Genomic DNA, 22,278 nt, shown 5'->3' on the forward strand with positions numbered 1-22,278 from the left:
GGGAATGGAACCATGACGGTAGTGAGCACTCAGAAGGACCCCGAGAACCTGACGATGACCATGGTCGCCGAGTTCGACGCCGGCGTCGAACGAGTGTGGCAGGTGTGGGAGGATCCGCGGCAGCTGGAGCGCTGGTGGGGCCCACCGACCTGGCCGGCCACCTTCGAACTGCACGACTTCGTCGAGGGTGGGCGCGCACAGTACTTTATGACGGGTCCAGACGGTGAGAAGGCCAGAGGATGGTGGCGCTTCACCACGATCGAGGCACCGCGCCGCCTCGAGATCGACGACGGCTTCGCCGATGACAACGGCGATCCGATGGACTCGATGGGCACAACGCACATGCGGATGACGCTCGACGACATCGGCGGTGGAACCCGCATGACCGTCCTCTCGACGTTCGAGAGCCAGGGGCAGCTTGAACAGATGATCGAGATGGGCATGGAAGAAGGCATGACGGAGGCGATGGGCCAGATCGACGCGCTGCTCTCCGAGAGCCAGGCAGCTCGATAGGCGGCGTCCGCACAACTCGGCTGGGCCGCACCGCGGCGCTCACAACTCCTGCAGGAGCGTGGGAATCCGCTCTTCGGGCGCGACCACAGGCATCCCGGCCACAAGCAGCCTGAGCTGTGCGCAGGTGCTCACCGCGTGGGTCGGCTCTCGATCTGGTGGATGATGCGGCGCAGGCTGAAGAGCACTGTGCCGAGGGCTTGGTTCGTTCCGGCATCAGGCTGGGCGCGATCATCGTTCAACATGGCAATGAGCGCCCTGACACGAGCCTCGGCGTTGGCCTGTGCTTCTGCCTCACGCGTGCGCTGGCTCCAGGCGTGCAACGTGTCGGCGACACCTTGGATCGCGTCGCTGAGCGGAACGCGCAGGCTGCTCGGCATCTCGACATCGACCGGGTCACCCCAGATCGCGCTGCTCAAGACGTCGCTCAGATCGTCGATGTGGGCACTGATACTGCGCAGGGCGACAAGGTCGTCGTAGTCCTCGTTCAGATCATGCTGCTGACGCCGGGAGCGCGGATTGATCCGACGGCTCTCTGCTGCCTCGTCGAGCAGGCTCCTCGCACGGGCGGTGGCCTGCCGGAGGTCGTCCTCCTGTCGCTGCCAATCGGCTCGGTCCGGCGGCCAGTCACCGGCAAGGGCGGCCGCCATCTCGTCGAGCGCCCGCGCCGCGGTGGTGCGCAGCCGCGAGACCTCGGCGGCGGCATCGCGAATATAGAGCGGGGGAACGACGGCGAAGTTGACGCCGACGCCGACGACCATGCCGATGGCCATCTGCGCCAGGTATCCGAGCGAGTACTCCTCGGCGTCCGACCCGCCGATGATGAGCACGAAAAGCGCCGAAACGGCCACATAGTCGCGGCCGGTGCCCAGCATGCCGATGCCCCCGAGGATGACCCCGATTCCGACGGCGAGCGGCACGATGAGCGGGCCGGGGACCGGGCTGAACACAACAGCCCACGCGATCAGGATGCCGAGGGCGAGTCCGGTGACCGTCTGGAGGGTCGATCGGACAGAGCCCATAAGCGTCGGGGTCATGCTGAGGATCGCCCCGAAAGGCGCGTAGTACGAGTACTGGTCGACCTGACCGGGCAGGAGCGAGCCGAGCCACCACGCGATCGCCGCAGCCAGCGCGCACTTGGCGGCGAGCAGCATCCGCCACGGTCTGAACGCCGGTGCGATCGTGTCTGCGATTCTTCTCCACACAGAAGTGGGGGCAGAGAACGTCGAGCGTTCATCGTCCGGCTGCATGGTCCCATAATGGGCTGTGCGGCACGGGATATCGAGCACCGGTGCCGCCGTGGTGTGGTCTCGAGCGCGGCGCCGGACCAGACCGCTACTGTCAGATCATGAGTCTTCGCACAGACCGAGCTCGGCGCCGGACGCTCGGGCGCTACAGCGAGAGCACCACGCTCGCCCGTCGTGGCAGGCGGGGCAAGACTCCGCAGGTCAGCGTCACGGTGAGGCGTGCGTTCGTCATCGGCTTCGTGGGTGCGCTGGGTGCGCTGGGCGCATTCGCCCTCGGGGATGCCCTCGGATCGATCTCGACGATTCTCATCTACATCACTGCCGCCCTGTTCGTCGCACTCGCACTCGACCCGCTTGTCTCGTGGCTCGAACGTCGCAGGATCGCGCGTCCCGTCGGCATCGCCATCGTTTTCACCGTGTTCGCTGCGGCCGTAGCCGGCGCCATCGTGCTGGTGATCCCCACACTCGTTCGTCAGGGGAGCGAACTGGTCGACGCGGTGCCCGGCTACGTTGCGAACCTGCAGTCAGAGGGCTGGTTCGTCGATCTGAACACGCAGCTATCGGGTTTCGTCGACCTCGACAAGGTGCTCGATGCCGTGCAGGCCTTCGTCAGCGATCCGAACAACTGGCTGGCGGTCGCCGGCGGCGTGTTCCGTGTGGGGGAGGGGATCGCGAACGGAGTGCTCGGCACGGTGACCGTGCTGATCCTCACGCTGTACTTTCTGGCATCGCTCGACGGCATGAAGCAGGGGGCGGCCTCCCTGGTTCCCCGGTCGAGCAGAACCGGTTTTCTCACCGTCACCGACCAGATCATGGATTCGGTCGGCGGCTACGTCAACGGAATGATCATCCTCGCCGCGATCAACGCGGTTCTCGGCTTCATCGTGATGACGATCGTCGGCGTCCCGTTCGCAGCGCCCCTGGCTCTCGCAGTCTTCGCGCTCGCCATCGTCCCGCTTGTGGGAAGTGTGCTCGCCACGGTGCTCGTCACCGTCGTGGCGCTTTTCAACTCACCGACGACGGCCGTCATCATCCTGATCTACTACCTCGTCTATATGCAGATCGAGGCCTACGTGATGACGCCGAGGATCATGAACAAGGCGGTGTCGGTGCCCGGCGCGCTTGTGGTGATCGGTGCCCTGGCCGGCGGCACCATGCTCGGCATTCTCGGCGCTCTGATCGCCGTGCCGGTGACGGCATCCATCCTCATCATCGTCAAACAGGTGGTCGTTCCGCGACAGGATGCACGCTGAGGCACGGCCGCGGCGCGCCGACTCCGCGAAAATCCGTGGACGCTACCGGGTTTTGCCGTCTGCTGCGCTTAGGGTGTGGATGTGTGGCGGCTTGACAGAAAACAAGAGGCGGCCGATCTCGAGCCAGGGATCGGTGACGTCGCGGTCGTCGGTGAGCCCGGAACGGGCAGTCGTGCGAACCCGTCGACACGCCCGAATCCGATCGCTCTCAGCGACGGCTCAGACGGCCGTTCCGAGTCACCCCGGCCGTCGTCGCTCAGCACGGGCGACCCGAGCTATCCGGTCGGCAACATCGCAGAGACCGAGCGCGACCGCTGGCGTGAACAGCTGGGCGGCATCGGGGGTCGTTCCCCGCTGCTGCACTTCGTCGACCAACCCCGCACTCGCATCGAGCTGAGCTCCACTCACCCCGGAGGGCTTCCGCAGTTCATCACAGGCCATTCGACACTGCTCTCGAACCTGATCAGAGACGAACTCGCCCTGCGCAGTGCGCGCGGAGCCGCTGACCTGATCACCACGAAGGGCATCGAGCTGCGCACAGTGCGCGGCATCGAATCCGTGCACCTGGCGATCGGGCTCGCGCAGTGGCGTTATGCCTCAGAGGACTACTGCGCTCCCGTGCTTCTCCGGCCCGTGGCCATCAGGCGATACGGCCGGGACTTCGAGCTGAAGCTCAAGGGCGCTCCACGTCTCAATCCCGAACTCGCGCGCGCGCTGTCAGAGCAGTTCGGCATAGCGCTCGACGCAGAGGCGTTCGAGGCGCTCGCCGTGACCAATGGCGTCTTCAAACCGCAACCCGTCATCGACCGCCTTCGCGGCCTCACCCATCATCTCGAGTGGTTCAGCGTTCAGCCGCGTCTTGTGGTGTCGTCGTTCGCGGCCGTCGGATCGTCGATGCAGCGAGACGCCCGCCACCTGGATCACCCGGTGCTCGACGCTCTCGCGGGCAACCCGGGCGCGAGGCGCCTGGTCGAGGGGCTGTTCACCCCGGTGGACGCCATCGGCCAAGACGAACGGACGCCCACAACCGACACCCTGCTGCTCGACGCGGACACCGAGCAAGAGAACGTGATCGCGCAGATCGCCGCCGGTCATTCAGTTGTCGTCACGACCCTGCCGGGCACGGGCGGCACCCAGACCATCGTCAACGCCATCGGCTCGCTCGTCTCGCAGCACAAGCGTGTGCTCGTCGTGAGCGCGCGCCGCTCAAGTCTCGACGGCATCCGTCACCGTTTCACCCGGGTCGGCGTTCCCGGAATCGCCGTGGGTGCGGCAACCATGCGCCGGGACCTCGTGCAGGCCATCAGCCGCAACGAGCGCGCCACCGCTCCGAAAGTGGCCGAGGTCGACGAAGCCCTCGTGCGGTTGCGCAAGGTGCTTCTCGACTACCGCGGATCGCTCGGGCGCCGCGACAGGACTCTCGGAGTGAGCGTCATCGACGCGCTCAACGAACTCACCCGCCTCGGCAACCTGCCGAACCCGCCCGCGACGCAGGCCAGGCTCGACATCGTCTCTTTGGAGAAGCTCGCGGGTGACCGCACAGAGGTCGCTCAGAAACTTGCCACAGCCGCTGCGCTCGGCGAGTTCCAGTACGGCCCGGACGACTCGCCCTGGTACGGGGCGACGTTCGCGACAACGCGCGAGGCCAAGGCGACACACGATCTTGCGAAGAGGCTGCATCGCAGTGAGCTTCCGAGGCTGCTTGAACGCGGATACGAACTGATCGGGCAGACGCGAATGCGTGCCTTCGAATCGATCGATGAACTGGGCATCTATCTCAGGCTGCTGCTCGACGTCAGGGACACCCTCGACAAATTCACGCCCGCCGTGTTCGACCGGTCGCTCGGTGAGCTCATCGCTGCAACGAGTTCACGCAGAGACGCACCGACGATGTCGGCGGCGAACCGCCGCCGGCTCAAGAAGCTTGCACGTGAGTACGTCAGGCCGGGAGTGCACATCGGCGACATGAACGCGGCACTCCGCCGCATTCAGCAGCAGCGCACGCTCTGGCAGCGTTATGTCGCCGCCGGTGTCACGCCCGAGGTTCCGCTCGGCATCGCCGACGTACAGGTGGCCTACCAGCGGGTCGTCGAAGACCTCACCCGGCTGGATGTGCCGCTCGGCCACACCGACAAGTCGGCAATGCTCGTCTCGCGTCCGGTGAAAGAACTCGTCCGCCTGATGTCGGGGCTCGCGGCCGATTCCGAGGTCATGGAGAACCTGCAGGAGCGCACGACCCTCATCAACGAGTTGCGTGCGAAGGGTCTCGGGCCACTCATCACCGATCTGAGCGTGCGCCATGTTCCAGAGGAACGTGTCGCGGACGAACTCGAACTCGCGTGGTGGCAGTCGGTGCTCGAGCACATGCTCGCGACGGACAAAGCCCTGCTCGGCGCCAACACGGGTGTGATCGACCGCCTCGAAGCGGACTTCCGGCTGGTCGACGAAGCGCACGCCTCGGCATCCGGTGCCCTGCTCGCCTCGCTGCTCGCCGAGAACTGGAAGATCGGTCTCGTGGACTGGCCGGACGAGGCGAGCGCCATGCGGCGCCTGCTGCGGGCAGAAGCAGTCAGCCCCACCCAGCTCGAGACGTCGGCGCCGCATCTGCTCAAGGTGCTCTCGCCCGTGTGGGTGGCTTCGCCGTACGACGTCGCCCAGATACCCGAGTCCGTGCGCTTCGACGCGGTGTTCGTTGTGGATGCCGGTGCGACGACGCTCGCAGAGGCCGCGGGAGCGATTCGCCGGGCCAGGCAGGTCGTGGCGGTCGGCGACCCGGTGACGCAGAGCCCGACCCCGTTCACCGTGGCTGTCGGCACAGTGGCAGACGTCTCGACGGATGTCGATGTCGATGCTCTGCATGCGGATTCCGCACTCGCCCGTCTCTCTGAACTGCTGCCCACGCTCACCCTGACCCGCAGCTATCGCGCCGGGGGAGAAGACCTCGCCGAGCTCGTGAACCAGCGCTACTACGGTGGTGAGATCGACTCGCTGCCGTGGGCGGGATCGTTCCTCGGGCACGGAAGCCTCACACTCGACTACGTCTCGAACGGCCACGGCATGCCCGACCCGGAGACCGGCGGTGTCGAGAGCGTCGACCCCGAGGTCGCCCGTGTTGTGAACCTCGTTCTCGAGCACGCTGTGAACCGCCCGCGTGAGTCGCTGATGGTGATCACTGCGAGCACCAAACATGCGATCAGGGTGCACCAGGCCGTTTTGTCGGCGTTTGCCAGCCGCAGCGATCTGTCTGACTTCATTCTCAAAGAGCGCGCCGAGCCGTTCACGGTGCTGACGTTGGAGCAGTCCGTCGCCGAAAGCCGCGACCGCGTGATCTTCTCGCTCGGCTATGGAGTCACTCCGCACGGTCGTGTGCTGTCGAACTTCGGTTCCCTCGGCGAACCCGGGGGCGACCGCCTTCTCGCCGTCGGCATGACGCGTGCTCGCCGCTCGATGGTGATCGTCTCGTGCATCAGGCCGGAAGACATCGATCCGACCCGCATGCAACACGGGATCGCTGCCCTCGCAGAGATTCTCAAGCAGCCCGACCAGCACGTTCCTGCGCCGCCGGTCACCGAGGGTGCCGAGCCGATGCTCATCGACCTGGCCGAGCGGTTGTATCGTCGAGGGCTGTCGGTCGAGATCGGTTACCGCGGCAAGCTCGCCCTCGTCGCCGCGTGGGACGGAAAAGCCATAGCCATCGAGTCCGACCCAGAGGTGAGCGCCGATTCCCTGCGCGAGTCACTGCGGCTCAGACCGGATGTTCTGAGGCGCCTCGGATGGCACTACCTGCGTGTGCACAGCTTCGACCTGTTCAGCGACCCGCAGGGCGTTGCCCGCAAGGTGATGTCGATGCTCGGGGTTCCGGATGCCGAACGTGAAGCCGGATCCGGTGACGCCACCGGCGAGTCCGATGCAGACCTCGGCATCGCAACCGGGCCGATCTCGATTCGGGACGCCCGCGTACACTAGCCGTGTGACAGACGATCCGCCCTCGGAGCGACCTCGCGTGCGACGCGTCGCAGGGGCACGCCGTGCCGTGCTGCCCGCTGTCGAAGGAACGGACGTGTCGCCTCAGTCCGCCGTGCCGACGCGCGCCGATGAAGACACGGAAATCGCCTGGGGTGACAGGCCCGCGACGACCGGCAACGAGGAGCAGCTGCGGCGCGATGTGCCGCCGCACTGGGGGTAGGAGCGCCCCTCCTCCCGCACGGGCGCCAGCAGTGCGAGGCTTCGCCCCGCAGGCCAGCCGATCGCCCCGTGCACACGAACGAGGCCGTCACGCGCTACACCTTTTGTGAAGCGCCATCCGAAATAGGCCCGCGCGTCACAAAGGGTGTAGCGCGTGACGCGGCTACTTCTCGCGCTGGGCGTTCTGGGTGTTCTGGGTGTTCTGGGCGTTCTGGGTGTTCTGGGCGAGCAGGTCGCGGATCTCGGTGAGCAGGTCGAGCTCAGTGGTCGGCTCAGACTCTTCGACGACACCCGCGTTGCGACGTGCTTCAGCGCGTTCTCGCAGCTTGTTGACGGGCAGCACGAAGACGAAATAGACGACGGCGGCGACGATAAGAAAGTTGATGGCAGCGCCGACGACGACACCGAACTTGATCACGGCATGGTTCTCGGGATCAAGCGTGGGGAGGGGCAGGTTGAGAGCGTCGTTCAGGCTGTTCGCATTGAACACGGCGCCGATCAGCGGGTTGATGACGGCCTCGACAAGCGCGGTGACGATGAGCGTGAATGCGCTGCCGATGACAACGGCAACCGCGAGGTCGATGACGTTGCCCCGCATGATGAAGTTCTTGAACCCGGTGAGCATATCGATCCCTAACTCGTGGCCGAGCCTGACCCGTTGTTGCTTGCGGATGCCGCTGCTGCGGGCTGGGCGGCAGGGGGCGACTTCGCCTCCGACGCGGCAGGTGACGACGAAGACGAGGGTGACGATGCGGACTGCTGAGCCCGTGAATCAGTGCGGTAGAAACCCGATCCGTTGAACGTGATGCCGACGGCGCTGAAGAGCTTGCGAAGGGGGCCGTCGCAGCTCGGGCACTGCGTGAGAGACGAGTCTGTGAACGCCTGGTGCACGTCGAATGCGTCGCCGCACACCGTGCAGCGATAAGAGTATGTGGGCATGTGGTCCTCGTGAAATGTCGGTGGCGCGCTATACGCGACGGGAGAAGTCTAAGATGCGCAGCTGTGTGACCGCGCCGTCGACGGGCTGGTCGTGCACGTCGCGAGGCACGTCATCGACGATCTCGGTGTCGAAGACGACCGCGTAGACCGGCGGGCGCCGCTCCATGGAGCCCAGCGTCTTGTCGAAATATCCGCGCCCCCACCCCAGTCGCATGCCGTCTGCGCCGACGGCAGCGGCCGGGACGATGATCAGGTCGACGTCGTTGACGGCGATCGGGCCGAGCAGCTCACCCCGCGGCTCCGGCATGCCGTACAGGCCCTCGACCTCTGTGCCCTCTTCGCCGACTGTCCAATCGAGCAGGCCGTCTTCACGGCTGACGGGGAACAGGATCCGCACGTCGTTCGACATCGCCCACGAGATGAACGGGCGGGTGTCCGGTTCGTTCGGCGCCGAGAGGTAGCACGAGATGCTGCGGGCGTCGAACGTCGTGACCAAAGCGATGAGGTTGTCCGTGAAACCGACGGAGGCCCTTTCTCTCTCGGTCGCCGTCAGGTTCTGGCGGCGCTCGCGCAATTCGGCCCTGAGCGCACGTTTCTGATGGTCCTCGTCGGTTGCCATGGACTCATTCTATGAGGAACGTCAGTGTCGACGGCCCGGCGGTGGCCGGGGAACGGCTTCAGTCGGTGGGCTGGTCGTGCCGGGCCGGTATTGTATGAGGCATGCCACGACCAGTGAAGAAAGCCGTGATTCCCGCCGCCGGGCTCGGCACCCGGTTCCTGCCCGCGACGAAGGCCCTTCCGAAAGAGATGCTGCCCGTCGTCGACAAGCCCGCCATCCAGTACGTGGTTGAAGAGGCGGTGACGGCGGGACTCAACGATGTGCTGATGATCATCGGCCGCAACAAGAACGCGTTGGCGAACCACTTCGACCGGGTCACAGAGCTCGAGCTGAACCTGGCGAAGAAGGGCGACAAGCAGCGCCTGGAGCGGGTGAACGAATCAAGCGATCTCGCCGACATCCATTTTCTGCGGCAGGGTGACCCGAAGGGGCTGGGTCACGCGGTGCTACGTGCCCGGCGCCACATCGGCGACGAGCCTTTCGCCGTGCTGCTCGGCGACGACCTGATCGACGCTCGCGACCCGCTGCTCACCCGGATGATCGAGGAGCAGGAGTCGAGGAACGCGACAATCGTCGCGCTGATGGAGGTCGAACCCGAGAACATCTCGATGTACGGGGCAGCGACCGTCGAGGCGACCGACGACCCCGATGTTGTGCGAGTGTTGGGCCTTGTCGAGAAGCCGGCCCCCGAGGACGCACCGTCGAATCTCGCCATCATCGGGCGGTACGTGCTCCGCCCCGAGGTCTTCGGCATCCTCGAGACGACGGAGCCGGGCAAGGGCGGCGAGATCCAGCTCACCGACGCGCTCGAGGTGCTCGCGGGCGACCAGTCGATCGCCGGTGGCGTCTATGGAGTCATCTTCCGTGGGCGACGCTACGACACCGGTGACCGGCTCGATTACATCAAGGCGATCATCCAGCTCGCGGTCGATCGTGCCGACCTCGGCGCCGATCTGAAACCCTGGCTCAAGGAGTACGTCGCAACACTCGACGATTCTGCAGACGAGTCGGCGGGCTGAGCCGCAGGAGAGTGGCTGTGCCACCGAACATCCCCGTGCTGGCCGACGGCGACATCACTCTTCGCCCGGTGCGCCTGAAAGACGCGAAGCAGATGGAACACGAGCTGCTCGCGAACCGATCGTGGCTTCAGCAATGGGAGGCGACGAGCCCGAACATGGCGCGATCATTCGACCTGAGGGGAAGCATCCGATCCCTCCAGCAGAATGCGCGGCAAGGGGCAGGGCTTCCGTTTGTGATGGAGTATCGCGGCGAGCTCGCCGGTCAATTGAACGTGTCTGGCATCACCTACGGGTCGCTCTCGTCGGCGACGGCCGGGTACTGGGTCTCTGAACGGTTCGCCGGGCGCGGGATCACACCGACAGCTGTCGCCCTGGCGACGGACTACTGCTTCAACGATCTGAATGTGCACCGGATGGAGATCTGCATCCGACCCGAGAACACGGCCAGTCTTCGAGTGGTCGAGAAACTCGGGTTTCGATATGAAGGGCTTCGGCGGCGGTTCATCCACATCAACGGTGACTGGAAGGACCACTTCTGCTTCGCTCTCGTCGCAGAAGAAGTGCCGCACGGGGTTCTGCGACGTTGGCGTGAGGCACGCGTTCCCGCGGATGCCTGTGTGATTCCCGAGTCCGATCGTCGCGCGGCGCGGGTGCCGCTGCTGCCACCAACGGTTGCGCCGGGGTCGCGGGCAAACGGTGCCTGGTGACGGGAGCAGCGCTGACAGCACTATCGACCTTGAGTGACACACCGGCCGAATCACCCTCGGATCGCGCGCGCTCTCGTACGCTGACACCATGACGGGTGGACTGCTCAGCGGGGGGATCATCTTCGTGCTCGCCGCTGCCCTCTGGCTGGTCTATCTGGTGCCCACCTGGTTTCGCCGCAGCGAGTACCTCGCGACGGAGCGAAACGCGGTTCGCCTGCAGCAGACCATGCGCATCCTTGCCGAAACGTCGGAGATTCCCGACGAGGTCCGTCTCGAGCTGACAGCGCGCGAGGTCGCCGAGAAGCAGCGTGTGCTGCGAGAGCTGCGTGCCGCACAGTTGAAGCGGGTGCGAGCGGATGCCCTGGCAGAGGCCACCGCGCGGCCGACGGTCGTCGTCGAGCCGGTGCCCACCGTCGAGAAGAGCGGCCGTCCGGCTGTCACTGCGTCGCCGGCCCCCGCCGCCAGGACCGCCACGACTGTTTCGAAGCAGTCGGTGGTTTCATCAGTTGCCCGCTCCCGACGTCGTGCCCGGTTGTCGACCACGTGCGTGATGGTCGTGTCATTTGTGCTCGCAGTCGTCGGCGCCTCGGTGTGGGCGTCGACCGGAGCCGCCGTTCTCTTCTCCGCTTCGGCGATCACCTCGGTGGCGTGTGTCGCCCTTCTCACCCGTATGGCACGCATCGGCACGCGTACGCCTGTCGCGAGCGTCACACCCGTCGCAGCTCCTGTGCAGCAGGCCTTTGAGCCTGTCGCGTTCGACGAAGCGGAGCAGCCGGCAATGAGATGGACTCCCACTCCGCTGCCGCGCCCGCTGTATCAGTCGCAGGGTTCGGCTGCAGCGGATGCCATGGCTCAGGCAGACGCGCACGCCGAGTTGCGTCGTGCAGCGCTGGCCCAGGTCATGGCGCAACGCGCCGCCGAGCTCGCACCGCCGGTGCCCACGATCGCTCCCCGGCCGTCGGTCGAGGAGCCTGCGACGGCATCCGTCGAGCCGATGGTTCCCGTTGCCGAGGCTCCGAGCCGGTTCGCCGGGATGGGTATCGTCGACGAGTCAGAGATCGCCCGGACGACGAATGTCTCCGACCTCATGCGGCGGCGGCGTCTGGCCAGCTGACGGTGCGCCCGTCAGTCTGCCGGCACACGTGGTCTGTGCCACGTTGATCCGTCGCTTAAGCATGTTTTGGCGCGCCAAAACATGCTTAAGCGACGGCCGAACACTCGGGCAGACCCCATACGTGATCGATTGTCGTGTCGCGGGCTGAGCGACCGAGCTGGAACGAAGCCGGGCATCTGTCGTGATAATCTAGCTGAGCACTTGGGCCTATGGCGCAGTTGGTAGCGCGCTTCGTTCGCAATGAAGAGGTCGGGGGTTCGAATCCCCCTAGGTCCACCCTTGTGATGTCTCAGGACATTGTGAACGGCTGAACCCGCGATTTGTCGGGTCCAGCCGTTTTCGTTTTGGCCGGAGCTGTGGGTGGGGTCGATGTGGTGTTGTGCTTCGGCGTCTGAGGATGCACGGCGGCCACAAGGTCACCTCTGAGAGGCTCGAGCACGCCCCGGAGAAGATCGACCACTGGTTCACCGAGGTGGGGGTGACCTCGATATATAGTTACTTCATGGAAGTAACTAGTGTGGTGTGGAAGATCATCCATGATTTGCATCGTGTGGCCCAGCTGCAGCGCAGGGGAGCGGCCACGTCGCCGCTCGGGCCGGTGCCGCTGGGGGTGCTGAACCTCGCGGCACAGTCGCCCGTGCGGCCGAGTGAGGTGGCGGCGGAGCTGGATGTGCCGGCGCAGTCCGTGACCCGTGCTGTCGCGCAGCTGGAGGAGAAGGGCTTGGTGCGCCGGGTGGGGGATGCCTCTGACGGCCGCTCGTATGTGATCGAGCTGACGCCGGAAGGGCATAAGACGCGGCGCGAGTTCCAAGAGGAGCTGATCGCGCGGTTCGCGCGGCATCTGGCCGACTGGGATCCGTCAGAGGTCGAATCGTTCGCGGATCAACTCGGGCGGCTCGTGTCTTCTCTTGCGGCAGACGTGTCTCAATCGTCGCGTGCCGCGACGCCCAATCCGTGGAGGGGTCGGCGATGAGGGCACACGAGGAGCGATACGACGTCGTCGTCATCGGGGCCGGTTTGGTTGGACTTGCCGCGACGGCATTCCTGTCGCAGCAGGGATTGCGTGTTGTGACGCTCGAGCGGCACCGCTCGACCTCGACGCATCCGAAAGCCCGTCTGGTGACCGTGCGCTCGATGGAGTTATACAGGTCTCTCGGAATCGAGGAAGAGGTTCGCGCAGCCGGGGAGGCGAACAGCGGCTTCAGTGTCGTCGACACGCTCGCCGGAGACCTCGAGACGTGGATCGCGCCTCCGGAGGACGAGGTGGCCGCGGTGGGGCTGAGCCCCACCATGCCCTATTCCTGCGATCAGCATCGGTTGGAGCCGATCCTGTTGCGTCGCGCCATCGCGCTCGGGGCAACCGTGCGATTCGGCGTGAGCGCCGCGTTGCAGCACGTCGACGACGAGGGCGTGGTGGTCGAACTGGACGCATCGGGCGAGACGAGTGAGGTTCGGGCGCGGTACCTCGTCGCCGCTGACGGCAGCCGGAGCGGCGTGCGGGAACAGCTGGGGATCCGGCTTCACGGCGAGCCGGTGGAGGGCGAGTCTGTCAGCGCGGTGTTCCGCGCCGATCTCGACCCGGCGCTGCGGGGGCGCGAGATCAACGCGGTCATGTGCAGAACGGCTGGTGCGTTCCTCTTCGCCCGTGGCAATCGGGAGGACCGCGGGTGGCAGGTCGGAACCTATCTGCGCCCGGGATGGGCGGACCTGGACGATGAGGGCCTGAAGCTCAAGCTGGTCGATGTGATCCGCGAGGCGACGGGGCTGGCCGACCTGAACCCGGTGATCGAGGATGTCGCGACCTGGAGCACCGGCGCATACGTCGCGGACCGGCTGCGGTCTGGGCCGGTCTTCCTGGTCGGGGATGCCGCCCACATCATGCCGCCATACGGCGGCTTCGGCGGGAACACCGGTGTGCAGGATGCCCATAACCTCGCCTGGAGGATCACGGCGCGGTGCCGGGGGGCCGCACCCGAGAACATCCTCGACGGCTATGAGCGGGAGCGGCTTCCCCTGATCGAGCTGACCGTCGCGCAAGCGCTGCTTCGCTCGAGAAAGAAGCCGGGCCAGGCACCGCCCGCGGACGAGATCGACGCCCAGCGGCTTGTCCTGGGATTCCGGTATCCTCTCGGGGGCGGCGCGTCGCCTCATGACCTGGTGGAGGACCCCGCCGAGCCCAGCGGCGGCCCCGGAACCCGGGCGCCGCACGTGCTCCTGGCAGACGGGCGAAGCACACTCGACCTGGTGGACCCTACCCGTTTCACGCTCATCGGGCCCGGGGCCAACGGCCTCCCTCCCGTGCACACCGACCTGACGGCGGCCCCTGTGCGGACCATACCGGTGTCTGAAGACGCCGTTGACTCGCGGCACAGAGAGCGTTGGCGCGCGACATACGCTGCGCCAGGTCGCTCAGGGCTCCTCGTTCGACCCGACGGTGTCGTCGCCGCACAGGTTCCGGCAGGCGAGCCGCCCTCGGTCATCGATGCGGTTCACGATGGATAGGGGATGACATAACCCCGGTTGTAACCCACACGCTTCAACGCTGCCCCGTCATCACTCTCTCGTCCGAACGGCAGGCAGGCGCGATCGGAACGGTCGGCAGGCGCGAGCGGATCGGGCGGATGGGCTACGGGCCCCGAGCCCGGGCCCCGAGCCGGGCAGTGGCGCGAGACGGTTCTCATCGAACGACGCAGTGAGCTCGATTGATGCCGAAGGCTCTCGCACTCATCGTGTCATCCCTCGGAGGCGTTCGTTTCGTGCGTCGAGGGCTTCCGAGGTGGCGGGGACGATGAGGTCGCCGCCGGGACCGGCGCTGTTCTGTGCAAGGGTGACGTATGGGCGCAGGTTGCCTTCGTACTCCTCGAAGGCGGCGTCCAGGTCACCGGGGTGGTCGCCCAATGACTGGGCGAGAAACCAGGTGCCGAGGATGGCCAGCGACGCGCCGCGGCCGGAGAGGCCGGAGGCGCAGTGCGCGGCGTCTCCGACGAGGACGACGCGACCCTTGTGCCAGGTGGGCATGTGGATCTGGCTGACGGAGTCGAAGTACAGCTCGGGGTCGTCGCGGACCGCGTCGAGAATGTCGCGGACACGCCACTCGTCGTGGCCGCGGAATGCCTCGAGGAGGATCTGCTTCTGCGCCTCGAGGTTGCGGTAGTCGTACTCGATCCACGGAGAGCGGAAGTTCATCACTCCGAGAGCGGTGTCGTTGTAGCGGGTGATGCCGATCAGGTGGCCTGGCCAGTTCAGAAAGTGGCCTTTCCGCTCTGTGCTTGCCTCGGCGGGCAGCTCGGTGAGAGCGATGTAGAAGCCGAGGTGCCTGAGATAGTCCTTCTCGGGCCCGAACACGAGCCTGCGGGTAAGGGAGTGCATCCCGTCCGCCCCGACGACGAGGTCGAATCGATCGCTCCTTCCCGAGACGAAGTCGACGTCGACGCCGTGGCCGTCGTCGTGCAGCCTGGTGATCGACTCGTCGAAGATCAACGACGTCGGAGGGCGCAGGCCCTCTCGCAGCACGTGCGCGAGATCCTCGCGGGGAATCTCGATGTCCTCGTCGGAGTCACTGACCTCTGCGCCGGGAAGCTCGGCGAGGACGGTGCCGTCGCTGTCGACGAACTGGGTCAGCTCGGTCATCGAGACCCGTCGGTTCTCCACCGCCTTGAGGATGCCCATCCTCCGGGCGATCTCGATGGCATCGCCTCGGATGTCGATCGGAGAGCCGTTGGTCCGAAGGTGGTCAGCGCGTTCTATCACGGTGACGTCGTGGCCCTCGGCGCCGAGGGTTATTCAGGCGGCGAGGCCGGCCATGCCGGCTCCGGAGACGAGGATGCGCATAGGTGCCCTTTCATCGAAGAGGGATCAGGATCGTCTGGTGACGGGTTCAATAAGAAACTGCTGGTACTCTAATTTCCTACTGGTACCCTAACTGCCGCCGGGTGCACGATGCAACCTTTAAGGAACTGGAGGTTTCCTATGGATACCGAGGTGACCAAACGCCGCCGCCGCGGAGCCACCCTGGAGGCTGCTGTTTTGGATGCCGCCTGGGCAGAGATCACCCAGCACGGCTACGCAGACTTCACCGTCGACGCCGTCGCCGCCCGTGCCGGGACCAGCAAGGCGGTGCTCTACCGGCGCTGGCCGGGCAAGCCGGAACTCGCGCAGGCCGCGATCGAGCGCGTCCTCGCGAAGGACCCGATCACCGTTCCCGACACGGGGAGCCTGCGCGGTGACACGATCGAGCTGCTCCGACAGGCCAGTCAACGTCGCGTCGGCATCGCAACTCACATGATCGCGAGTCTCGGGGAGTTCTACCGGGAGACCGGGAACAGCCTCGCCACCCTCCGCGACACCGTTGCCGCCGGACAAGAGAGCGTTATGGTCCCCATCGTCGACCGAGCCGTCGAGCGTGGGGAGATCGGCCCCGACAAACCCACCCGGCGGATCATCCGTCTCCCCATCGACTTGCTGCGCCTCGAACTCCTTATGACGTCAGAACCACCCACCGACGACGACATCATCGAGATCGTCGACACGGTCTTCCTCCCGCTCGTTATGTCGTAGTGCGCTGAACGTGCACGATCGGTTGCCTCAGAGCGACCAGGGTCGAATCTTCTCCCGCCTGTTGGATTCCTGGGGCCGCAGGTCCGGTGACGTCGGGGCGCTCGCTCATTCGCCTGTGCGGGGGCCGACGAGGTCAACCTGAGCAGAACTCTGACCGGGTGGGGAAACGCAGTTCGAGTGCGGTGGGGAGCCATCGCTCGTGCTCGGCTGCGAGAATGGCCGGGTGAGCACACCGATCGACGCAATGGTCCGCCTCGCGACAGCAGACTCGGGGAGACCGCTTCTGCGCGCGCTCGTGGCACAGCTGGCACGTGTCGATGCCGACGACGTTCTCATCGAGGCCAGCTGCCCCGACTGCGATCGTCCGCATGGTCGGCCCTACGTCGTGGCGCCGCCCGCCGCCGTGCACATCAGCGTCAGCCTGAGCCATGTCGGTGAGACCGTCATCGCGGCCGCGTGTGCCGGGGGAGCCGTCGGGGTCGACGCAGAAGCCACGAACGCCCTCGCCGACCCGCGACGTGCCGCCGAGACGAGAGAGGCGATCGGCCACAGGGGCAGCGACGTACTGCGCGCGTGGACACGTGTCGAGGCCGTGCTCAAAGCAGACGGGCGAGGGCTCCGCGTCGACCCCCGCGCCGTGTCGTTGGCAGACGAAGACGGCCTGGTCATCGCCCGTGTGCCGGGGGATCCCCGCCGCTACCAGGTCTTCGAGGTCGACGCAGGGCCCGAGATCGTCGTCAGTCTCGCTCGGGAGCTGTGACCGGGGCGACGCGTGAGACGGGCAGGCTGGGCAGTGGTCTCTGGCACAGCCAGGCGTCGAAGAGCGGATCGAGGTCCGTTCCGGCCTGCTCAGCTCGGATCTGCTTATGGGCGAGCGCTCGGAAGTCGGCGGTTGCGACGATTCCGAAACGGTACTCGCCCGTCCACGCGCGCAACAGGTCGAAGAACGGGGCATCTCCGATGGTGAGGCGCAGCGCGTGCAAGGTGAGCGCGCCTCTTTTATAGAGACGATCGTCGAACATCAGCGCAGGGCCGGGATCCGCCGGCACAAGATCCTGGGGGAGCGCACGAAGCAACGAATGGTGCCGGACGGCGAGGGCATCCGCCGTCGCGCCTCCGCTCTGCTCGGACCAGAGCCACTCGGCGTAGCACGCGAAACCCTCGTTGAGCCAGATGTGCTGCCAGCTCGAGACACCGACACTGTTGCCGAACCATTGATGCGCGAGCTCGTGGGCGATCAGGCGCTCAGAACCTCCGGCACCGTCGACGTGGTTCTCGCCGAAGATGGCCGCGCCCTGCGCCTCGAGCGGGATCTCGAGTTCATCGGCGGTGACGACGGCGGTGTACCCGGCGAACGGATACGGGCCGAAGACCTCGGCGAAGTAGTCGAGCATGGGGCGCAGCACGGCGAAATCGGCCTCGGCCCGCCGGGTCAGATGCCGCGGAAACGCGAGGTGTATCGGCACCGGTGTGATGTCGGGAACCAGAACGGCGGGCGCATCGACATCGCGGCGCACGTAACGGCCGATCTGCACGGTCGCGAGATAGGTGGCGGTCGGCACATCGCACTCGTACGTCCAGATGCAACGCCCAGAAGACACCGTTCGGTCCCTCAGAACACCCGTCGCGACCACCGTGTACGCCTGCTCCGCAGACACACGGATGCGATACCGCGCCTTGTCGGAGGGATGATCGTTGCAGGGGAACCACGTGGGCGCGCCGTTGGGCTGGGCGGCGACGATCACACCGTCGGCCAGTTCCTCCCAGCCGAGAAGACCCCAGGGGCTGCGTCGCGGGCGGGGAGAGCCTGAGTAGTCCACAGTGACGGTGAATCCCTCTCCGGCGGCGATCGGCCGCTCGGGAACGACCGTCAGCCTGGTGGAGCTCTGCGTGAATCGAGCCCGCCTGCCGCCCGCGGTCCGCACCTTCGACGCCTTCAGCCCCACGAGGTCGAAGGAGACTGTCGACAGGTCCCGTGTGCTGGTCGCGATGATCACGGCGGTCGCGTCGAGCCGGTTCGTGGAGACCCGATAGCGAAGGTCGAGGTCATAGGAGTCGACGGCGTATCCCACGTCTTCCGACGGCGAGAGGTACGGGTCGTGCACACCGGTCATGCCCTCCACCGGGCCCCGCTGTGGTAATCGGCAACGGTGACGTCGCGCCAGGGGCCGATGGGGTTGCCGCTCCATCGGCTGCGGTCGGGAACCACCTCTCCACGCATCACGAGCGATGCAGGGCCGACGGTGGCGTGCTCGCCGATGCGGGCGGCGGGCAGAATGACGCTGTGCGGCCCGAGCGTCGCGCCGGTGTCGAGGGTGACGGTATCCATGCTCATGATTCGATCATGGAACAGGTGTGTTTGCACAACACACCCGCGGTTGACGGTGGAGGCGTCGCCGAGCCTGACCAGGTCCGCCTCCGGCAGCCAATAGCTGTCGCACCAGACGCCGCGCCCGATCGACGCGCCGAGGCTCCTCAGCCACCACACGAGCGCGGGAGTTCCGGCAGCCGCCCGGGCGAACCACGGTGCGGCCACCATCTCTGTGAACGTGTCCGAGACCTCGCTCCGCCAGACGAACGACGACCAGAGCGGGTGCTCATCCACGCGGACGCGACCGATCAGCGCCCATTTCGCCGCCGTGCTCACGGCTGCTGCGACACCGCCGGCGGCGAGCATCACCACACCGCTCAACAGCACCGCGACAGCGAGCCCCCAGCTCTCGACCACGGCGGCGAGCGCGAAGAGCACACCGAGCCCGATGACGCAGGTGACGAACACCGGGATCACTCGGCCCATCTCCCAGAGCGCACGGGCGAACCGCAGCGAGGCGGGCGGATTGTACGTGCGGTCGTCGTCGGCCGTCGCCGTCTGGCGCCGCAGCCGCACGGGCGGCGAACCGAGCCAGGAGGAGCCCGGCTTCGACTTGCGCGGTGCCGACGACAACACGGCGACGAGGCCGTCGCGCGGGACCTTGTGCCCCGCCGCCGTCATACCGGAGTTGCCGAGGAAGGCCCTGGCGCCGATCTGGGCCTCGGCCACACGAACGCGTCCGCCGCCGAGCTCGTATGAGGCGACGAGTGTGTCGTCGGCGAGAAAGGCGCCGTCTTTCACGGTGGTCATGCTCGGCAGCAGAAGCACCGTGGACGCCTCGACGTCCCGGCCGACGCTCGCCCCGAGCATCCGGAGCCAGACGGGAGTGAACAGGCTCGAATAGAGCGGGAAGAGCAGCGTCCGGGCGAGGTCGAGAACTCGTTCCGTCGTCCACACCTGCCAGCCCACCCGGCTGCGCACCGGATAGATGCCGGCGCTGACACCCATTCCGAGCAGGCGAACGACAAGCACAACAGCAGCAGCGAGCACCAGTCCGGTGACGAGGGCAGCCGGAATCACCGCACCGATCGAGTGGACAGCGGCTTCGCCGAGCGAACCAGAGCCGGCGATCGCGGCCGCGACGACACCTCCGCCACAGAGGAACGCGACGATCGGCAGAAGGGCGATGCCGAGAGCAGAAGCGGCGTACGCCACAAGCCATCGGGTGCGTCGATGCGGGCGTTCGCTCTGCCACCACGCCGACGCCGGCCCGACGCGGACCGCAGGCGAGCCCGCCCACCGCTGACCGGCTCGCACGCGGCCGAACACAGACGAACCGGGAGCGATCTCGGCGTTCTTGCCGATCCGCGCGCCGGGAAGCAGTGTGCTCCGTGCGCCGACCGTGCTGTTCGCCCCGATGCGGATGGCGCCGATGCGGAGCAGGTCGCCGTCGATCCAATAGCCGGAGAGGTCGACCTCCGGCTCGATGGCGGCGCCTGAGCCGATGCGAAGCATCCCGGTCACCGGCGGCAGCGAGTGCAGATCGACATCCTCGGCGATCCGGGCACCGAGAGCGCGCGCATAGTAGGTGATCCAGGGTGCGCCGGCGAGACTGACGGCGCTCACCTGATGGGCGACCTGCTCGGCCAGCCACAGACGCAGATGCACACCTCCGCCACGTGGGTAGTCGCCGGCCGTCACCCCGGCGAGCAGCAGGCGGGCGCAGACCACCGAGATCGCCATCCGGCCGAACGGCGTCGCGAAGACGACGAGCCCGATCACCAGGAGCCACAGCGGCGCCTGCGGAAGAAAGTCGTATCCGTCGAACTGACCGAGAACAGCGCTCGCCGTGAGCAACCAGAGCAGCCAGCGAAATCCGCTGAGCACAAAGAGCGGCACGCCGATCAGCGTCTGGATCCACTGCATCGCGGCGGGTGTCGGTCGAACGGTGTGTGTCGACTCCGGCGACGCGCTCTCGTCCGACTCGCGTGCGGCGAGGGCGGCTGCCATGGCTCCGAGCCGCGGGTGTGCATAGATGTCGGCGACGGTGAACTCGGGATCGCGGCGTCGGATGCGGGTGACCAGCTGGGCGGCGGCGAGCGAACCGCCCCCGAGGTCGAAGAAGTTGTCGTCGGGATCGCTGACCGGGATGCCAAGCACAGCCCGCCAATCGGCGGCAAGCTCCGGATCGATGACGCCGAGGCGCCCCTCGGCCGAGTCGTGCTCAGGAAGCGGCCAGGGAAGAGACGCTCTGTCCACCTTGCCGGAGGTGCGCGTCGGCAGATCGTCCACGACCGCGAGCAACGGCACGAGCGCGAGGGGCAGCTCCTCCCGAAGTCGTCCAAGGGCAGCGCCACGGTCGAACACAACCGTGTCTTCTACGGCGACATAGCCGACGAGCACCTGGTTACCGGCATCCGTTGTGCGAACCGCCGCGGCCGCAGCCCTCACACCGGAAAGCTGTTGAAGCGCCGACTCGACCTCACCGAGCTCGATGCGCCGGCCACCCACCTTCACCTGGTCGTCTGCACGTCCGCGGAAGATCAGCCCGTCGCGGTCGAACCGCACCAGGTCGCCGCTCCGGTAGGCGCGGTCCCAGCCGAGGGACGGGAACGGGGCGTACTTCTCCGCGTCCTTCTGCGGGTCGAGGTAGCGGGCCAGGCCGACGCCTCCGATGATCAGCTCCCCGACGCCGTGGGCGGGGACAGGCGTTCCCTCCGCATCGACGACGGCGAGATCCCAGCCGTCGAGAGGCAGCCCGATTCGCACGGTCTCACCGGGTCGGAGGCGGGCTGCGCAGGCCACGACCGTCGCTTCGGTGGGGCCGTAGGTGTTCCAGACCTCGCGACCGTCGACGGCCAGCCGGTCCACGAGCTCTGGCGGGCACGACTCGCCGCCGAAGATGAGAAGCCGCACGTTCTCGAGCGATTCGGGGGGCCACAGGGCGGCGAGGGTGGGAACCGTCGACACGATCGTGACGCCCCTCGTTGTGAGCCACGGCCCGAGATCGACGCCGCTGCGGACGAGTGAACGCGGGGCGGGCACCAGGCAGGCTCCGTGGCGCCATGCCAGCCACATCTCTTCACACGACGCGTCGAACGCGACGGAGAGCCCGGCCAGCACGCGGTCCCCAGGCCCGATCGGCTCGTCCTGCACGAAGAGGCGGGCCTCTGCATCGACGAAGGCGGCTGCCGATCGGTGACTGACGGCGACGCCCTTCGGAGTCCCGGTGGAGCCCGAGGTGAAGATGATCCAGGCATCGTCATCCAGGCGCGGCGCGGTGACGATCGGCGTCGACGAGGTGCTCGGGTGGGCGGGGGGCCCCGAGAACAGCTCCTCGTCGGCCGCAGTGGCCTCGAGCGTCTCTGTCGCTCCACGGGGCCGGTACTCGCCAGCGCCCGAGATCACCCCTCTCACGGCGGCTTCATCGAAGACGAGTTGCGCGCGTTCGTCCGGATCATCGGCATCCACGGGAACATAGGCTGCTCCAGCGGCGAGCACCGCGAGGATCGAGAGGTAGAGCTCACGGCTCCCGGAGGGGAGGCGGATCCCCACGCGATCACCGCGCTGAACGCCCGCCAGGGTCAGACGTGCCGCCAGCGTGACCACACGCGCCATCAGCTCGCGATAGCTGAGAGCGCCCCGTGCGTCTTCGAGCGCCGACGCGTCTGGATGCGTCGTCACCGTCTCGCGCAGCACATCCAGCAGGGTGCGCGCCTCGGGTGCGAACACTCCTCCAGGCATAACGCCCGGCTGAAGCTCAGTCACGTGTTGTCTCCGGTCGTCCTGTGAGCCATGCCGCGCCCCGTGAAGGCGT

Annotated in this window: 18 protein-coding genes, 1 tRNA gene and 1 pseudogene; 13 read left to right on the forward strand and 7 right to left on the reverse strand. The window is 66.8% G+C overall.

Features of this window, described 5'->3' with window-relative positions:
- The first annotated feature begins 12 nt into the window (after positions 1-12).
- A complete protein-coding gene (locus tag ACYVF5_RS04825; RefSeq protein ID WP_460943898.1) occupies positions 13-513 on the forward strand; it encodes an SRPBCC family protein in 501 nt (166 codons plus the stop codon).
- A 128-nt stretch (positions 514-641) separates the two neighbouring features.
- Here the strand turns inward: ACYVF5_RS04825 and ACYVF5_RS04830 are convergent, their stop codons facing one another.
- Positions 642-1,760: an FUSC family protein gene (locus ACYVF5_RS04830; protein ID WP_460943900.1), complete on the reverse strand. Its 1,119-nt coding sequence runs from the start codon at positions 1,758-1,760 to the stop codon at positions 642-644.
- Between the two features lie 98 nt (positions 1,761-1,858).
- Between ACYVF5_RS04830 and ACYVF5_RS04835 the strand changes: the two genes are divergently transcribed.
- The 3 genes from ACYVF5_RS04835 (at position 1,859) to ACYVF5_RS04845 (ending at position 7,196) form a co-directional block, all read left to right on the forward strand.
- The gene (locus ACYVF5_RS04835; protein ID WP_460943902.1) at positions 1,859-3,010 is read left to right on the forward strand and encodes an AI-2E family transporter; all 1,152 of its coding nucleotides are present in this window, start codon (positions 1,859-1,861) and stop codon (positions 3,008-3,010) included.
- Between the two features lie 81 nt (positions 3,011-3,091).
- Positions 3,092-6,976, forward strand: coding sequence for an AAA family ATPase (locus ACYVF5_RS04840; protein ID WP_460943904.1), 3,885 nt, complete (start codon positions 3,092-3,094; stop codon positions 6,974-6,976).
- A 4-nt stretch (positions 6,977-6,980) separates the two neighbouring features.
- Positions 6,981-7,196, forward strand: coding sequence for a hypothetical protein (locus ACYVF5_RS04845; RefSeq protein WP_460943906.1), 216 nt, complete (start codon positions 6,981-6,983; stop codon positions 7,194-7,196).
- Positions 7,197-7,358: 162 nt separating this feature from the next.
- Here the strand turns inward: ACYVF5_RS04845 and mscL are convergent, their stop codons facing one another.
- Positions 7,359-7,820, reverse strand: coding sequence for a large conductance mechanosensitive channel protein MscL (gene mscL, locus ACYVF5_RS04850; RefSeq protein ID WP_460943908.1), 462 nt, complete (start codon positions 7,818-7,820; stop codon positions 7,359-7,361).
- 15 nt (positions 7,821-7,835) lie between these two features.
- Here mscL and ACYVF5_RS04855 point away from each other — a divergent pair, with 15 nt between their 5' ends.
- A complete protein-coding gene (locus ACYVF5_RS04855) occupies positions 7,836-7,958 on the forward strand; it encodes a hypothetical protein (protein WP_460945335.1) in 123 nt (40 codons plus the stop codon).
- Positions 7,959-7,993: 35 nt separating this feature from the next.
- On the opposite strand, the pseudogene ACYVF5_RS04860 reads toward ACYVF5_RS04855, so the two are convergent.
- Together ACYVF5_RS04860 and ACYVF5_RS04865 are read right to left on the reverse strand one after the other, a co-directional pair.
- A pseudogene (locus tag ACYVF5_RS04860) lies at positions 7,994-8,134 on the reverse strand (FmdB family zinc ribbon protein); the annotation flags it as partial.
- A gap of 28 nt (positions 8,135-8,162) precedes the next feature.
- On the reverse strand, positions 8,163-8,753 hold the full coding sequence (locus tag ACYVF5_RS04865; RefSeq protein WP_460943910.1) for a 5-formyltetrahydrofolate cyclo-ligase: 591 nt from the start codon (positions 8,751-8,753) through the stop codon (positions 8,163-8,165).
- Positions 8,754-8,854: 101 nt separating this feature from the next.
- Between ACYVF5_RS04865 and galU the strand changes: the two genes are divergently transcribed.
- The 6 genes from galU (at position 8,855) to ACYVF5_RS04895 (ending at position 14,095) form a co-directional block, all read left to right on the forward strand.
- Complete coding sequence (gene galU / locus ACYVF5_RS04870) at positions 8,855-9,772, forward strand: UTP--glucose-1-phosphate uridylyltransferase GalU (RefSeq protein WP_460943912.1); 918 nt, start codon at positions 8,855-8,857, stop codon at positions 9,770-9,772.
- A gap of 11 nt (positions 9,773-9,783) precedes the next feature.
- A complete protein-coding gene (locus tag ACYVF5_RS04875; protein WP_460943914.1) occupies positions 9,784-10,479 on the forward strand; it encodes a GNAT family N-acetyltransferase in 696 nt (231 codons plus the stop codon).
- Between the two features lie 88 nt (positions 10,480-10,567).
- Complete coding sequence (locus tag ACYVF5_RS04880) at positions 10,568-11,593, forward strand: hypothetical protein (protein ID WP_460943916.1); 1,026 nt, start codon at positions 10,568-10,570, stop codon at positions 11,591-11,593.
- A gap of 203 nt (positions 11,594-11,796) precedes the next feature.
- A tRNA-Ala gene (locus ACYVF5_RS04885) sits at positions 11,797-11,869 on the forward strand.
- Positions 11,870-11,972: 103 nt separating this feature from the next.
- Entirely contained in the window at positions 11,973-12,566 is a 594-nt protein-coding gene (locus tag ACYVF5_RS04890) for a MarR family winged helix-turn-helix transcriptional regulator (protein ID WP_460943918.1), read from the forward strand.
- Positions 12,563-14,095, forward strand: coding sequence for an FAD-dependent monooxygenase (locus ACYVF5_RS04895; RefSeq protein ID WP_460943920.1), 1,533 nt, complete (start codon positions 12,563-12,565; stop codon positions 14,093-14,095). The genes ACYVF5_RS04890 and ACYVF5_RS04895 overlap by 4 nt, the downstream gene beginning before the upstream one ends.
- Before the next feature lie 222 nt (positions 14,096-14,317).
- Here ACYVF5_RS04895 and ACYVF5_RS04900 read toward each other — a convergent pair whose 3' ends face one another.
- On the reverse strand, positions 14,318-15,343 hold the full coding sequence (locus ACYVF5_RS04900) for an FAD-dependent monooxygenase (RefSeq protein ID WP_460943922.1): 1,026 nt from the start codon (positions 15,341-15,343) through the stop codon (positions 14,318-14,320).
- A gap of 231 nt (positions 15,344-15,574) precedes the next feature.
- Here ACYVF5_RS04900 and ACYVF5_RS04905 point away from each other — a divergent pair, with 231 nt between their 5' ends.
- Together ACYVF5_RS04905 and ACYVF5_RS04910 are read left to right on the forward strand one after the other, a co-directional pair.
- Positions 15,575-16,150, forward strand: a complete 576-nt coding sequence (locus ACYVF5_RS04905; RefSeq protein ID WP_460943924.1) for a TetR/AcrR family transcriptional regulator — start codon at positions 15,575-15,577, stop codon at positions 16,148-16,150.
- Positions 16,151-16,373: 223 nt separating this feature from the next.
- Entirely contained in the window at positions 16,374-16,910 is a 537-nt protein-coding gene (locus ACYVF5_RS04910; RefSeq protein WP_460943926.1) for a 4'-phosphopantetheinyl transferase family protein, read from the forward strand.
- Here the strand turns inward: ACYVF5_RS04910 and ACYVF5_RS04915 are convergent.
- Both ACYVF5_RS04915 and ACYVF5_RS04920 read right to left on the reverse strand, forming a co-directional pair.
- Positions 16,888-18,264 (reverse strand): M1 family metallopeptidase, encoded by a 1,377-nt coding sequence (locus ACYVF5_RS04915; protein WP_460943928.1) that lies wholly within the window; start codon positions 18,262-18,264, stop codon positions 16,888-16,890. The two genes, ACYVF5_RS04910 and ACYVF5_RS04915, sit on opposite strands and share 23 nt — an antisense overlap.
- Positions 18,261-22,205 carry a Pls/PosA family non-ribosomal peptide synthetase gene (locus ACYVF5_RS04920; protein ID WP_460945275.1) on the reverse strand — a complete coding sequence of 1,315 codons (3,945 nt, stop codon included), beginning with the start codon at positions 22,203-22,205 and terminating at the stop codon, positions 18,261-18,263. Before ACYVF5_RS04920 ends, ACYVF5_RS04915 begins: the two co-directional genes overlap by 4 nt.
- Positions 22,206-22,278 lie beyond the last annotated feature (73 nt).

The organism is Okibacterium endophyticum, assembly GCF_054780075.1.